At 63.8% G+C, this 14,558-nt stretch carries 14 protein-coding genes and 1 pseudogene; 10 read left to right on the forward strand and 5 right to left on the reverse strand.

All coding sequences use genetic code 11. The annotated features are described in order from the left end of the window. The first annotated feature begins 84 nt into the window (after positions 1 to 84). From BTO20_RS03915 to BTO20_RS03930, 4 genes are all read left to right on the forward strand, one after another. The gene (locus BTO20_RS03915) at positions 85 to 1,062 is read left to right on the forward strand and encodes a TerC family protein (protein WP_087073552.1); all 978 of its coding nucleotides are present in this window, start codon (positions 85 to 87) and stop codon (positions 1,060 to 1,062) included. A gap of 75 nt (positions 1,063 to 1,137) precedes the next feature. Continuing rightward, entirely contained in the window at positions 1,138 to 2,322 is a 1,185-nt protein-coding gene (locus BTO20_RS03920; RefSeq protein ID WP_087073554.1) for a PP2C family protein-serine/threonine phosphatase, read from the forward strand. Further along, positions 2,319 to 3,845: a sensor histidine kinase gene (locus BTO20_RS03925; RefSeq protein ID WP_087073556.1), complete on the forward strand. Its 1,527-nt coding sequence runs from the start codon at positions 2,319 to 2,321 to the stop codon at positions 3,843 to 3,845. The genes BTO20_RS03920 and BTO20_RS03925 overlap by 4 nt, the downstream gene beginning before the upstream one ends. Next, positions 3,842 to 4,288, forward strand: coding sequence for a response regulator (locus BTO20_RS03930; protein WP_087073558.1), 447 nt, complete (start codon positions 3,842 to 3,844; stop codon positions 4,286 to 4,288). Before BTO20_RS03925 ends, BTO20_RS03930 begins: the two co-directional genes overlap by 4 nt. Before the next feature lie 4 nt (positions 4,289 to 4,292). Here the strand turns inward: BTO20_RS03930 and BTO20_RS03935 are convergent, their stop codons facing one another. Continuing rightward, entirely contained in the window at positions 4,293 to 4,724 is a 432-nt protein-coding gene (locus tag BTO20_RS03935; RefSeq protein WP_087073560.1) for an ATP-binding protein, read from the reverse strand. 31 nt (positions 4,725 to 4,755) lie between these two features. Further along, positions 4,756 to 5,148, reverse strand: a complete 393-nt coding sequence (locus BTO20_RS03940) for an STAS domain-containing protein (RefSeq protein WP_087073562.1) — start codon at positions 5,146 to 5,148, stop codon at positions 4,756 to 4,758. Positions 5,149 to 5,328: 180 nt separating this feature from the next. On the opposite strand from BTO20_RS03940, the gene BTO20_RS03945 reads away from it, so the two are divergent. Next, the gene (locus BTO20_RS03945; protein ID WP_087073564.1) at positions 5,329 to 5,724 is read left to right on the forward strand and encodes a hypothetical protein; all 396 of its coding nucleotides are present in this window, start codon (positions 5,329 to 5,331) and stop codon (positions 5,722 to 5,724) included. 29 nt (positions 5,725 to 5,753) lie between these two features. Here the strand turns inward: BTO20_RS03945 and BTO20_RS03950 are convergent, their stop codons facing one another. Then, positions 5,754 to 6,413: a TetR/AcrR family transcriptional regulator gene (locus BTO20_RS03950; RefSeq protein WP_087073566.1), complete on the reverse strand. Its 660-nt coding sequence runs from the start codon at positions 6,411 to 6,413 to the stop codon at positions 5,754 to 5,756. 58 nt (positions 6,414 to 6,471) lie between these two features. Between BTO20_RS03950 and BTO20_RS03955 the strand changes: the two genes are divergently transcribed. The 3 genes from BTO20_RS03955 to BTO20_RS03965 all read left to right on the forward strand — a co-directional run bounded on the left by BTO20_RS03955 (position 6,472) and on the right by BTO20_RS03965 (position 8,715). Continuing rightward, positions 6,472 to 7,350 carry an SDR family NAD(P)-dependent oxidoreductase gene (locus BTO20_RS03955; protein ID WP_087073568.1) on the forward strand — a complete coding sequence of 293 codons (879 nt, stop codon included), beginning with the start codon at positions 6,472 to 6,474 and terminating at the stop codon, positions 7,348 to 7,350. A gap of 54 nt (positions 7,351 to 7,404) precedes the next feature. Then, positions 7,405 to 8,055: an HD domain-containing protein gene (locus tag BTO20_RS03960; RefSeq protein WP_087073570.1), complete on the forward strand. Its 651-nt coding sequence runs from the start codon at positions 7,405 to 7,407 to the stop codon at positions 8,053 to 8,055. Between the two features lie 363 nt (positions 8,056 to 8,418). Continuing rightward, positions 8,419 to 8,715 carry a putative quinol monooxygenase gene (locus BTO20_RS03965; RefSeq protein WP_087073572.1) on the forward strand — a complete coding sequence of 99 codons (297 nt, stop codon included), beginning with the start codon at positions 8,419 to 8,421 and terminating at the stop codon, positions 8,713 to 8,715. Between the two features lie 925 nt (positions 8,716 to 9,640). Here the strand turns inward: BTO20_RS03965 and zwf are convergent. After that, positions 9,641 to 11,146 (reverse strand): glucose-6-phosphate dehydrogenase, encoded by a 1,506-nt coding sequence (gene zwf / locus BTO20_RS03970; RefSeq protein ID WP_087073574.1) that lies wholly within the window; start codon positions 11,144 to 11,146, stop codon positions 9,641 to 9,643. Between the two features lie 43 nt (positions 11,147 to 11,189). Next, positions 11,190 to 11,654, reverse strand: coding sequence for a flavin reductase family protein (locus tag BTO20_RS03975; RefSeq protein ID WP_232491031.1), 465 nt, complete (start codon positions 11,652 to 11,654; stop codon positions 11,190 to 11,192). Positions 11,655 to 12,305: 651 nt separating this feature from the next. Between BTO20_RS03975 and BTO20_RS03980 the strand changes: the two genes are divergently transcribed. Then, entirely contained in the window at positions 12,306 to 12,602 is a 297-nt protein-coding gene (locus BTO20_RS03980) for a putative quinol monooxygenase (protein ID WP_157680130.1), read from the forward strand. Positions 12,603 to 12,683: 81 nt separating this feature from the next. Further along, positions 12,684 to 14,063 (forward strand): annotated as a pseudogene (locus BTO20_RS03985) (LLM class flavin-dependent oxidoreductase); the annotation flags it as partial. Positions 14,064 to 14,558: the final 495 nt, after the last annotated feature.

The raw sequence follows: 14,558 nt of genomic DNA on the forward strand, positions 1-14,558 counted from the left end.
ACATGAAGCCGATCGGTGCTGCGGGCCCGGCCGTAAGGCGGGTGGAAGAGACCTCCGGCGTTTTGTGACGGCCGGAGGATTCCTATGCATGTAACCCAGCTCGAGTGGATCATCACGTTGACCGTGACGATCGCTGTGCTCCTGTTCGACGTCGTGGTGATCGGCCGCAGGCCCCACGAGCCGACGACCCGCGAAACCGCGATCGCCTTGTCGGTTTACGTCGGTCTGGCCGTGGCTTTCGGGGTGTTCGTGTGGTTTTTCCACGGCAGCCAGTTCGGGTTGGAGTTCTTCGCCGGGTGGCTCACCGAATACAGCCTGTCGGTGGACAACCTGTTCATCTTCCTGATCATCATGGCGAGCTTCAAAGTGCCGAGGATCTACCAGCAGCAGGCCCTGCTGGTCGGCATCATCTTGGCGTTGATCTTCCGCGGCATCTTCATCGCGCTCGGTGCGGTGGCCATCGAGCAGTTCTCCTGGGTCTTCTACATCTTCGGGGCGTTCCTGCTGTACACCGCGATCAATCTGGTGCGCGACACCGAACACGACGACGACGCCGACAACTTCGTGGTGCGGTTCGCGCGGCGGCACCTGCGGACGACGGATCGCTGGGACGGTCTGCGGCTGTGGGTCAAAGACGACAGCGCGAACGCGGCGAGGCTGATGACGCCGATGTTCCTGGTGATCGTCGCGCTGGGCACCACCGACCTGCTGTTCGCGCTGGATTCGATTCCGGCGATCTACGGCCTCACCCAACAGCCCTACCTGGTGTTCACCGCCAACGTGTTCGCGCTGATGGGCTTGCGCCAGCTGTACTTCCTGCTCGGCGATCTGCTCAAGCGGCTGGTGTACTTGTCCCAGGGCTTGGCCGTCATCCTGTTCTTCATCGGCGTCAAGCTTGTGCTGCACGCATTGCACGAGAACGAGCTGCCGTTCATCAACGGCGGTGAGCCCGTGCCGGTCCCGGACATTCCCACACTGGTCAGTCTCGGCGTGATCATCGCCACGCTGGCGATCACCACGGTGGCGAGCCTCTACAAGACCCGGGTGCGTGACGCCCGGTAGTGTCGAGGAGTTGTCACTAAAGCAAATGGTCAGCGCGACCTGGGTGACCTCATTACATTAAGGATGTGATGGCCCATGCGCGCACCATCGGTGCCTGCAGGTAGTGAGCAGCGGTTGTCGCTGCTGCTCGTCGAGGACGACCGAGCCGATGCGCTGCTGGTCGAGGAGTTGATCGCCGACGCCGACGATGACATCGAGTTTCGTTGGGCGCAGTCGCTTTCCGACGCCGAAGAGGCACTGTCCGCTACCCGGCCGCACTGTGTGCTGCTCGATCTGAACCTGCCCGACGCCATCGGGATCGACGCCTTGCACCGGTTGGGCAAGCTGGACAGCACCATTCCGATCGTGGTGCTTACGGGTCTGCACGACGAGCATTTCGGTGTTTCGGCGGTTGCGTCGGGTGCACAGGATTACCTGGTCAAGGGTCGGGTGGAGCCCGAGGTGCTGGTGCGCGCGGTGCGCTACGCCATCGAGCGCAAACGTGCCGAACTCACCGCGGTGGCCCTGCACGCCAGCCACCTGCGCGCACAGGAGAACGCGCGGCTCGAGCGCGGGCTGCTCCCTTCTCCGCTGCTCCTCGGTGACCCGGGCGTCGAAATCATCACGCAATCCTTGCCCAGCCGCCAAGACGCCCTGATCGGCGGCGATTTCTACGATGTGGTCCAGACCTCCGATCGGACCGTCCACGTGATGATCGGGGATGTCGCCGGCCACGGCCCGGATGCCGCAGCATTGGGAGTGGCCCTGCGTATCGGCTGGCGCGCACTGACATTCGCAGGGCTGCGGGGTAACGAGCGGATGCGCCAGCTGGACCGGATACTGACCACCGAACGTCCCGGGACCGGAGTGTTCGCAACGCTGCTGAGCTTGGCGATCGATCCTGACAGCGGCCGTTACGCGGCCGTGCGCGCAGGGCATCCGGGGATGCTCGGCCATGGCAGAAACTCCGTCGAATGGATCGAGCCCCCGGCCGGCCCCGCGCTCGGCCTCGGCGCCGAGGAGTGGCCGGTCAACGAACTGCAGCTGCCGGAAGGGCAGGGCCTGCTGTTGCTCACCGACGGGTTGTTCGAGGGCCATGTGGGCAGCGGTGACGAACGGCTCGGCGAAGCCGGTCTGCTCAAGGTGGCGCGCACCTTGGCCGAGTTGCCCGGGCGGGAGTTCGTCGATGCACTGATCAGCCAGGCCGAGACCTACGCCCAACCACACGGAGGCCTCACCGACGACATCGCCGTGATCCGGGTGGAGCGGTCTCCACGATGAAGCTCACCGTCCAGGGCTGGCTCAACGTGGTCTTGGCGACCATGGGCGGCATCGTGCTCGCGGGCGCGGTGGCCGGAGTCCTCATGATCCGGTGGACCGACCAGGTCTCCGATGATCTGATCAACCATCTTCAACCCGCCCGGGTGGCTGCCTACCGGCTGCAGGCGGCGCTACGCGATCAGGAAACGGCCGTCCGCGGGTACGCCATCGCGGCAGACCGCCAGTTCCTGCAGCCCTATGACGACGGACAGAGCGTCGCTACCGCGGCCGCCGCGGACATCCGGTCGCTGGTGGGCGACCGCAAGGAGCAACTGGCCGATCTCGATGCGATTCAGCGGGCGGCGGACAGGTGGCGCAGCACCTACGCCGCTCCGCTCATCGTCAGTGTCACACCGGGCCGGCCCACCGTCGTCGACGAGCGGACCGCCGAGCGCGGAAAGATCGAATTCGACAGTATGCGGGCCCTTTTCGATGCCCAGAATTCGCACCTCGAGCAGGTCAGGAACACGGCGCGCGATGAGCTGAACCGCAGCCGGGCTTGGCGTGACGGGATGCTGATTGCCGTGATCGCCGCATTCGTCGTCACCGCGCTGCTGCTCGCGGTCTGGGTACGTGGCGCGGTGATACGCCCGTTGGACGCACTCGCGGCAGCGTGCCGCAGAATCACCCAGGGCAACTTCGGTGACCGCATCACCCCGAAGGGCCCCAAGGACATTCGGGCCATCTCCGTCGACGTCGAGGACATGCGGCAACGCATCGTGGATGAGCTCGAAGCCTCGCGGTCCGCGCAGGCGTCGCTGGATGAGCAGGCCGACGAGCTGCGCCGGTCGAACGCCGAGCTCGAGCAGTTCGCCTATGTGGCTTCGCATGACTTGCAGGAGCCGCTGAGAAAGGTTGCCTCGTTCTGCCAGTTGCTGGAGAAGCGGTACGGCGACAAGCTTGATGAGCGCGGAATCGAGTACGTCGGTTTCGCGGTCGACGGCGCCAAACGCATGCAGGTACTCATCAACGACCTGTTGACGTTCTCCCGGGTGGGACGGCTGGGCGCCACGCGCGCAGAAGTGGATCTCGGAGCGGCGCTGGCGTCCGCGTTGAGCAATCTGTCGGCCGCTGTGGAGGATTCGGGAGCGGAGATCGTGCTTCCGTCGGAACCGTTGCCGCACGTCGACGGTGACCCGACACTGCTGACGATGGTGTGGCAGAACCTGATCGGAAACGCGGTGAAGTTCCGACGGGACGGCTTCGTGCCCCACGTCGCGATCGAATGTCGGCCCGACGAGGATGCCTGGCTGTTCACCGTGTCGGACAACGGCATCGGTATCGGTGCAGAATTCGCCGAGAAGGTCTTTGTCATCTTCCAGCGCTTGCATGGGCGGGATGCTTACGGCGGAACGGGTATCGGGCTTGCGCTGTGCAAGAAGATCGTCGAACACCACGGTGGCAACATCTGGATAGACACGACGTACTCGGGCGGGACCCGGATCAATTTCACTCTGCCCCGAATGGAAGGAAACTCTGAATGACATCAGGCTCCGAAGGCCGCGCGATCGACATCCTGCTGGTCGAGGACGATCCCGGTGACGAACTCATCACCCGGGAAGCGTTCGAGCACAACAAGATCGAGAACAATCTCTACGTCGCCCGCGACGGCGAGGAAGGGCTGGACTTTCTGTACCGCCGGGGTGCGTTCGAGCACGCGCCGACCCCCGACCTCATCCTGCTCGACCTCAATCTGCCCAAGTACGACGGCCGCCAGCTCCTGGAGAAGGTCAAGTCTGACGCGGACCTCTGCCACATTCCCGTCGTCGTGCTCACCACCTCGTCGGCCGAAGAAGACATTCTCCGCAGCTACAAGCTGCACGCCAACGCCTACGTCACCAAACCGGTTGACCTGGACCAGTTCATGAATGCGGTGCGACAGATCGACGAGTTCTTTGTGCAGGTCGTGCGGTTGCCTCAGTCCTGACCGGTCACAGGGAGCCGGAGATGTGGTCCCACTGCAACCGCACCTCCGTGCCGACCGGTGACGAATCGATGATCGCGTGGTCGCTGAGTGCCCGCATGAGAGGTATGCCGCGGCCACGCGCGGGATCGTTCGTCGGCGGTCGGGCGGACCGCCAGATGCCTTGGTCGGCAACGGTGACGGTGAGCACCGCCGCGGTCGGATCGTAGTCGGCACGCAGATGCATGACGCCGGGCCGTGAGGAGCTCAGATAAGCGAATTCCGCCGCATTGGCCAATGCCTCGTTCACCGCCAACAGCACGTCACTGGCCTTGACCGAGTCGAGCATCAGATGGCTGTGCAACCAGTCCGAGAACTCATGCCGAACCCGGGCCGCCGATTCTGGTACGGCAGTGACACCGACCTTCGCGAAGCACGCTGGCTGTTGTTGGTCCGACATGGCGTTGTTTGGCTACCCGGTTGAGTCCCGTTTAATTCCTCACCGCAGCCAGTGCGTCGTCGAGAGTCGCGAACAACTCCACGACGTCGTCGATGCCGACGAGTTTGAGAGGCCGGCTGGTGGCCGGACCGTCCGCCACCACTGCGAACCGCACCGCGGGCTGCATCGCGTTGTGTGAGGCGACGAGCACGCCCATGCCTGCGGACGCGAGGAAATCAACTCCAGTCAGATCGACCACCACTGCCGTCGGTGAACTCTTCGTGGCGGAACGAATGGCCTCCTCGAGTCGAGGCGCAGTCAGCATGTCCACCGTTCCCGAGACCGCCACCACGCTGATCTCACCGTCGCGGTGTTCTTCGACTGCGCAGCTGACCGCCGCTGCGGCACTGCTCGGGCCCTCGGTGGGGATTGGCTGGCTGGTCATAGGGTCACCTCCGACGTGTTCGTGCGCCTATGGCGACAGTACAAGGACAAGCGGCATCGCCGCCGCCGCGCCCTGCATACCCAGAACGGCACCCACTCACACCTGGCGTTGGTCATTTCCTTGTATTCGCCTTGAGTACAACCCTTCGGCGGCGCGTCCGGCGTCCGTAACGTCGAGCCTGTGCGGATCTTCGTGGCGGATGCGGATGCGGATGACTGGACCGAGTTGACCGACGGCGGCGCGCCGGTGGTGCGGATCACCGCGCCTGACCTGGCGCGGGCCCGGCGGATCCGGGCCGGTGTCGACGGGGACGTGGCGGTGATCCTCGACGTCACGGTCGCGGTCGGCGCTGATTTCCGGTCAGCCCGCCGCGCGCTGCAGGTGGCGACGGACGACGCCAACGTGCGTTACGTCGGTACGGTGCTCGGGCTGGCGGGTCTGGTCGCCGACATCGAGGCGGCCGGTGTGGCCGACGGGGTGACGCTCGTCGCGGCCGCGCCGGGCCAGGATCTGCGGGCCGTCGGCGTCGACGTGCAGCGCCTGCTGACCTCGCGTTCTCAGGCCAGAGCTTCGTAGCACCGCGTCAGGTAGCGGGCGGTATCGCCTCAGCGCCGGCCGAGGATTCCGGTCAGCATCGCGGAAAGTATTCGCGCGACCCGTGATTCGACGTCGACAACTGCATGCGCGAGGCCGGGTTCGCTGCGGTAGAGCGCGGCGATCTCGGGGCCGGGCGTGGCCATCTGCCAGAACGCGCCTGACAGCGACGTCGCGGCGGCCACCAGGTCGACGCCGTCCTCCTCGGTGAGGGTTGGCAGCAACCTGTGCGTGGCGGTGACGATCGCGTCGACCTCCGTGAGCGTCGCGAGCTTGAATGTGCGCACCGCCTCGACGGATACGTTGCGCTCGAGGTTCATCGGCGCCTGGGCGAGCAGATCGCAGAACATCCCACGCTCGGCGAGGGTTGCGGCGAAGGTGGTACCGACCGCGGCGGGCGACATCTCTTCGGCGGCGTCCAGCCGTGCGCGCAGCGCGGCCGACCATTCCCGCCAGCCGTCGGCGGTCAGCCGCAGGAAGATCTCCTCGCGCGTCTCGAAGTACCGCAGCATTGCGGACTTGTGCATGCCGACGGCCATGGCGATGTCGGTGAGGGTGATCTGCCGAATGCCCTGTTCGGCGCCCAACCGACGTGCGGACTCGAGAATCGCCGCTTCGCGGGCCTGTTTGGCCGCCGAACTGCGGGCGCGCTGGAAGTCGGGGCTCGACACGGGACGAGTCTAGCGCAACATCGTTGCGTTATTAACGCAACGATGTTTTACTAACTTCATGAGCAAAGTTTGGTTCGTCACCGGTTCGTCCCGCGGCTTGGGCCGTGCCCTGGTTCGTGCGGCCCTGGAGGCGGGTGATCGTGTGGCAGCCACCGCACGCCGGCCCGAGCAGCTCGCCGACCTCGCCGACGAGTTCGGCGAGCGGATCTATTCGCTCGCGCTCGACGTCACCGACCCCGCCGCCGCCGCTGCGGCGCTGGCCGCGTCCCGCGAGCGGTTCGGCCGCCTCGACGTGATCGTCAACAACGCCGGATACGCCAACGTGTCGCCCATCGAGACCACCGACGACGCCGATTTCCGCGAGCAGTTCGAGACCAACTTCTGGGGCGTCTACAACGTGTCCAAGGCGGCCATCCCGATCCTGCGCGAGCAGCGGGGCGGCCTGGTCATCCAGTTCTCCTCGATGGGCGGTCGGGTCGGCGGCTCACCCGGGCTCGCGTCGTATCAGGCCGCCAAGTTCGCGATCGACGGATTCTCCCGGGTGCTGCAGGTCGAGACGGCTCCGTTCGGCGTGCGGGCGCTGGTCGTCGAGCCCAGCGGATTCCGCACCGACTGGGCCGGGGCGTCGATGACCGTCCACGAGGCGCCCGACGCGTATGCCGAGACTGTCGGGGCCATGCGCGCCGCCGCGAGCCAGAGCGGAGCCATCATGGCGGGCGATCCGCAGCGCGCTGCCGAGATTCTGGTGAAAATGACTCGGCGCCAAGATATTCCGTATCATCTTCCGCTCGGAGTCAACGCCGCGGAAGGTTCGATCGCCCTCGATCAGCGACTGCTCAGCGATGACCGCAAGTGGCGTGAGGTCAGCCGGTCCGCCGACTTCAGCGAGCCTTATCCGGTGCCATTCCCGGCTGAAACCATGTCGCAAACTGTGTGATTCATGGCCGAAAGGACACGGCTCGATCACCGGTCTTCTCCGCACACTTGCTTCATGACCAATACATCGATCGAATCCGTTGCCGACATCGTCATTCCCGACACCCAGCTGGTGCGGGATGTCACCGAGTACATCCGCGACGCGGAGAGTGATCTGCTGTTCGATCACTCGCGCCGAGTATTCCTGTTCGGTGCACTGCAAGGCCGTCGCCGCGGGCTGCAGCCCGACCTGGAACTGCTCTACGTCGGCGCCATGTTCCACGACATCGGGCTGACCGAGCGCTACCGCGACTCTCAGCTGCGGTTCGAGGTCGACGGCGCCAACGCGGCGCGGGAGTTCCTGTTGGCGCGTGGTGTCGACGAGGCCGACGCGCGAAAGGTGTGGCTGGGCATCGCATTACACACGACGCCGAGTGTGCCCGAGTTCCTCGAGCCGGAAATCGCCTTGGTCACAGCGGGTGTCGAGACCGACGTGCTGGGGATCGGCCGTGACGACCTGTCGGCGGAGGCGCTGGCCGCAGTCACCGCAGCCCACCCGCGGCCCGACTTCAAACGCCAGATCCTGCAGGCCTTCACCGACGGCAACAAGCATCGTCCGCGCAGCACATTCGGCAACGTCAACGCCGACGTGCTCGAGCACTACGACCCTTCGTTCGTCCGCGACGACTTCGTCCAGATCATCCTCGACAACGGCTGGCCGGAGTAGCAGATCAGCTCGCGTTGGCACCGGCGCTATTCCCGCCACACCCGTTCGCACGGCAGTCGCCAAGCGTTCGGCGCGCCATCGGTCAAGCAATGATCGGGAGACTTTCTCGAAGTGGAATACGTTGCAGGAGTTGATATCACAGTGCTGAAACGGAAACCCACGAGGCCTCCGGTGCGCCGGTGCGCGTTCGTGATCGGCGGTGTACGCAGGTGCCCGGGGGCCGTTTCATGACATTTCAGTGGCAAGACCGTAGGAAGTTCCGTGGTGACCACGGATGTGCTCGTGCCGGCGTTGTCAATATGGTCTTCATCACGCCATCTCCAGCTGGTGGGAGTGGCTGTCGCAGGAGAAGGAGATTGATCTGTGTCGAGTTCAGTCGGGCTGCTGGTGCTTCTCGAGGCAATCAGGGGTAAAGAGCAGGAACTGTCGAGTTTCTTGTCCGATTCTTTGGAATCTGTTGTGGAAGAACAGGGTTCGTCATCCTGGTATGCATTTCGCATCAATCAGTCCCAGTTCGGGATCTATGACACCTTCGCGCATGAGTCCGGTCGCCAGGCCCAGCTTGTCGGGAAGGTAGCCGAGACGCTCGGCACGCGGGCCGAGGGGCTCCTGGCCTCGCCGCCCAAGATCCAGCCCCTGGAAGTTCTCGCCTTCAAGTGACATGACGATGCCCCGTCGGCTGACAGTCCCTAAAACCATTGACACACAGCACTATTGAGATTCACAGAATGGTCAGGAACCATGGGTGCAGACGAAGCCAAGAAACGCTTGTTGCACGTCGAGAATGAAACAATGTTCTCGATTTCCGTCGCCGTCTGGCCGTCGGCCAGCCAGGTGTCCCCGCCCAGGTGCAGCTATTCGAGTGTTCGCGATCACCTGGAATCGGCGCGGATGTTTCGTGAGATGGCACAGCTGTGATCGTCTGGCTGGCAGCAGTGCCGGTGGTAGTTGCCGCACTCGGCGTCTACGACCTGCAGCGTTGGCTGGAACGATGGGACCACGACCGGCACCTGTTGGATTGATTGCGTGGCTCCTGAAACGGCATGGCGCCAACGAGCGATGGCGAGCGAGCGGTCACTATGTTGGGCTACAACACCTCTGTGGTCACAGCACCATCGTTTCGAGGTCAACGACGAGGGTGCGCGCAAAGGATAGGCCATACTGGCGCAATCGTGTCGACAGAAGCGATCGCTTCTTTGAGTTCCGTCCCTGCAGGCGGATAGTCGGCGTGGTAGTCGCGGCTGTAGTGCGAACAGAGCAGTTGGTCCTGCCGATACCGAGCTCGGTCAGTCCCCGGCGACCGCACCGACGACACCCTGGCTGATGCCAAGATCACCGAGGCCACCGGGCTGTGAAAGGGCTGCCAATGATGTAGCCGACTCGATGGCTCGGGTCAGTTACTTTCTCGTCATTGTTGTTCGACCGCGCCTTGGGTAGTGCCGTTGAAATCCGAAAAGTCTGGTCCGAGAGCCGATCCCAGGGTGCGATCTCCTTTGCACCGCTAACGGCGGCTGGAATGTGCCGTGGAATCAGTGGCGGCTGCGTAGCGCGCCGGCGCTGAGTGTGGGCTCGCCTTGGCGCGGTCCTACTCCCGCCACATCCGCTCGAACGGCAGCCGCCAGGCGTTCGGCGCGATCAGCTGGTGAATCGCGTTCGGTCCCCACGTCCCTGCCGGATACATCTTGACCGCGGGCGGATCCCGCAGCAGTGGCGTCGACCGCTCCCACAGCGCCTCGATGCCCTCAGCCGTGGTGAACAAGGTGTGGTCGCCACGCATGGCGTCGAGGAACAACCGCTCGTAGGCTTCCAGCACATCAGCCACCGCCCCGCTCTGCTCGGTGGAGAACTGCATCGACAGCTTCTCCAGGCGCATTCCGGGCCCGGGCCGCTTGCCGTAGAACGACAACGACACCTTCGAGTCGTCGGCGAGGTCGAAGGTCAAGTGGTTGGGCCCTTGCGAGCCGACTCCGGCACCGGCCGGGAACATGGTCCGTGGTGCTTCTTTGAACGCGACCGAGATGATGCGTTGGCCCTCGGCCATTTTCTTGCCGGTGCGCAGGTAGATCGGCACCCCGGCCCAGCGCCAGTTGTCGATGCCCACCTTGAGCGCGATGAACGTCTCAGTCTCGGACTCGGCCGATACCCCCGGCTCGTCGCGATAGCCCTGATACTGGCCCCGCACTACATCGTCGGGGTTGAGCGGCAGCATCGATCGGAACACCTTGTCCTTCTCTTCACTGATGGCGCGTGGCTCCAACGCTGTCGGCGGCTCCATCACCACGAACGCCATCACCTGGAACAGGTGCGTGACCACCATGTCCTTGAAAGCCCCGGTGCTCTCGTAAAAATTGGCCCGCTTGTCCAGCCCGAGCTTCTCTGGAATGTCGATCTGGATATGGTCGATGAAGTTGCGATTCCAAATGGGCTCGAACAGGCCGTTGGCGAACCGGAACGCCAGAATGTTCTGCGCGGCCTCCTTGCCCAGAAAGTGGTCGATGCGGAAGATCTGAGATTCCTTGAATGTCCTGTGCACGAACGCATTCAGCGCGACTGCACTGTCCAGGTCGGTGCCGAACGGCTTTTCCATCACCACCTTGGAGCGCTTCACCAGATCGGCATCCTCGAGCATGCTGATGACGGCCTGGGCGGCCTTGGGCGGCACCGATAGATAGTGCAGCCGACGGGCTTCGCTGCCGAGTTCCACTTCGGCGGCCGCCACAGCCGCTGCCAGTGCTGCCGGGCCCGCGCTCTGCGGGACGTAGTGCACTTTGGCGGCGAAGTTGGCCCACTGCTCATCGGTGGGGTGACGATGGCCGAACTCGTCGATGGCCGCTTTGGCGTGCTGGAGGAACTCCTCGTCGCGGAAATCCTCTAGGGACGTGGCGACTACCCGAATCTCCGGGGAGAACGCCGACTGGTCCAGATAGGCCAGACCCGGCAGGAGTTTGCGTTTCGCCAGGTCACCCGCCGCCCCGAACAGCACGATGACGTGGGGCGGCAGCGTCTCGTTGTTGTGCCGGATCTGACGTGCGTTGGGTGTTGGGTAGGAGATGTTGCGCACATTGTCGGGAGCCAGGGTGAGAAGCGACATAGGAAACCCTCCACGATTTTGCCGGAGCGACAGGAGCCAGATTTCACTGCATCGGTTCGACGGCCAACGACGGAAATGAGCCATCGTGGAAGACCAGCGGAGCCACCGCCCGGTCATGACTGGCCCCGTGGATTTCGAATATCACGACCGTGTGATCCCCGGCGGGAAGTTCGGCCACCACCTCGCAGTCAAGCCACGTCACTGCTGAATCGATGAACAGCGCGCCCTGCTCGGTCGCTATGGTGTTCACGCCGCCGAACCGTTCTCCTGTCCTCGAGCTGATCTGGCGGCAGACCTCGTGTTGCCCGTGGGCGAGAATCGAGATCCCGATCCGAGGCGAGGACCGCAAGACGGGCCACGTGGTGGACTGGTTGCGCACCGAGAACGACGTCATGGGTGGGGCATACGAGGTGCCGACAGATAGGGACGTCGCGACCAGGCCGTAGGGCTGACCGTCGATTGTCGCGCACAAGGCGGCTACTGCGGCCGGAAATCTGCTGAAGACCATTCGCATCTCATCAGAGTGAGCCTCAGCCGGTTGTAACCTGTCCAGGCCGCTGCCGAAGGGCACCGACGGATCCATTGTTGTGACTGAAGAGCTTTCTTCTGTCATCACACGGGCTTTCACTGGGACCTCCTGCAATTGTCTTGAACTCTCAAAGGGGCCGAGGGACCAACGAATGAGCGTGTTGCGCCCGTCGGTGAGAAGACGCCGGTCAACCTGAATTGGTTTGGAAGCGCTCCGGGCCGCGTAGCTCGCGCGTCTCGGGATGTGCATTCTTGGGCGCCTGAGGAGATGGTGCTACAGCGCGCGCCGCCGGTCAAGCATTCATCGTGAGACTTACTCGAATTGGCATGCAAATTCCACCGACGCCCGGGGCGCGCGCCCTCGGCCGACGGAATCCCGTGCAAGAGTTCAGATTCGAAGATCTGCAGCGACAACCGCATGCCGCTGGCGAGGCCTCCGGTGCGCCGGTGCGCGTTCGTGATCGGCGGTGCACGCAGGTGCCCGGGGGCCGTTTCATGACATTTCAGTGGCAAGACCGTAGGAAGTTCCGTGGTGACCACGGATGTGCTCGTGCCGGCGTTGTCAATATGGTCTGCATCACGCCATCTCCAGCTGGTGGGAGTGGCTATCGCATGAGAAGGAGATTGATCTGTGTCGAGTTCAGTCGGGCTGCTGGTGCTTCTCGAGGCAATCAGGGGTAAAGAGCAGGAACTGTCGAGTTTCTTGTCCGATTCTTTGGAATCTGTTGTGGAAGAACAGGGTTCGTCATCCTGGTATGCATTTCGCATCAATCAGTCCCAGTTCGGGATCTATGACACCTTCGCGCATGAGTCCGGTCGCCAGGCCCAGCTTGTCGGGAAGGTAGCCGAGACGCTCGGCACGCGGGCCGAGGGGCTCCTGGCCTCGCCGCCCAAGATCCAGCCCCTGGAAGTTCTCGCCTCCAAGTGACATCACGGCGCCTGTCCTCGGACAGGTGCTTAAAGACATTGAAGCACAACACTATTCAGACTTAAGGAAAGGTCAGCGACCATGGCTGCAGGCGACGCCAAGAAGCACATGTTGCTCAGCGCGTTCGACATGAACTGCGTTGGGCACCAGGCTCCGGGGATGTGGAGGCATCCAGAAGATGAGTCCTGGCGCTACAAGGATCTCGATTACTGGGTGGACCTGGCGAAACTGCTCGAGCGCGGTGGATTCGACTGCCTGTTCATGGCCGATGTGCTCGGGTATTACGACGTGTACGGGAGTTCGAACGACTCCGCGTTGCGCAACGCGATTCAGGTACCGGTCGGCGATCCGCTGCTGACCGTCTCGGCGATGGCGGCGGCGACGGAGCGGCTGGGCTTTGGGTGCACGGCATCGCTGACCTATGAACTGCCGTATTCCTTTGCCCGGCGCATGACCACCCTGGACCATCTGACCAAGGGGCGGGTGGCGTGGAACATCGTGACGTCCTACCAATCCAGCGCCGCGAAGAACCTGGGCTTGGATGACCAGATCCCGCACGATGAGCGGTACAACGTGGCCGACGAGTTCATGGAGGTCTGCTACAAGCTCTGGGAAGGGTCTTGGGAGGACGACGCGGTCGTCAGGGACCGAGAGAAGGGCGTCTTCACCGATCCGGCCAAGGTGCACGACATCGAGCACAAGGGCAAGTACTTCACCGTTCCGGGGTCGCATCTCAGCGAACCGAGCCCGCAGCGCACGCCGTTCCTGTTCCAGGCGGGGGCGTCCTCGCGGGGCCGGAGCTTCGCCGCCAAGCACGCCGAGGCGGTCTTTTTGATCGGCACCGATCCGCACGAGGTGCGCCCCGTGGTCGATCAAATTCGTATGGCGGCGGCCGAAGAGGGCCGCGATCCCCGCAGCATCAAGATCATCATGATGATGACGACGGTCACCGCGCCCACAGACGAAGAGGCACAAGCCAAACTCGCCGACGTCTACAAGTACGCGAGTCCCGAGGGCGGGCTGACCCTGATGGGCGGTTGGACCGGCATGGACCTGTCGACGACCGCACCGGACGAACCCCTGGCGAAGGTCAAGGGCAATGCCATGCAGGCGATGAACGACATGCTCACCCGGGTCGACAGTGAGGTGATCTGGACGACGCAGAAGCTCGCCGAATGGGTCTGCGTCGGCGGCATGAGCGCAGCTGTCATCGGTTCACCGACGACGGTGGTCGACGAACTCGAGCGGTGGACGGAGATCGCCGACGTCGACGGGTTCAACTTCGCCCGCGTGCTGGCCCCGGGGACCATGGAGGACTTCGTGGACCTCGTCGTTCCCGAGTTGCGCCGCCGGGGACATATCCCCGAGGTTCCTGCTGGGGCCATGACGCTGCGGGAGCGGTTCACCGGACAGCCGCGGGTGCCCGCCGAGCACACCGCCGCGCAGTATCGGCAGGGTGCGGATAAGACACCGGCTCGCGAACGTCCCTTCACGCTGGAATCGACGGCAGCAGGAATCCAGCGGTCGCCTCGGCAGGTTGGCCTGTTGGTCACCTTGACTGCCAAGGCGGGCAATGAGAACGAGCTGGCCCAGTGGCTGCGCGACGGCAAGAAGATCGTGCAGGGCGAACCCGACACCAGCAGTTGGTACGCCTTCAAGATCGATGAATCGACCTACGGGATCTATGACACCTTCCTGACGCAGAGCGGCCGCGATGAACACCTGCACGGTGAGATTCCCGAGCTGCTGGCAAAGATCACGCCGGAGCTTCTGGAGACGCCTCCGAGCATCCAGATGGTGGACCTGCTGGCAGTGAAGCGCTCCTAGGTAGCCGGATCTGCGAGATGCGACCGATGCGGCGGCCATCAGACCGTACTGGTGTGGTGGCCGCCGCGGTCTTCTCCACGAGTGATTGGTGAATCAACCATGGAATCAAGTGTGGACAGTGATCGGCGC

This window comes from Mycobacterium dioxanotrophicus, assembly GCF_002157835.1.
Classification (GTDB): Bacteria; Actinomycetota; Actinomycetes; order Mycobacteriales; family Mycobacteriaceae; genus Mycobacterium; species Mycobacterium dioxanotrophicus.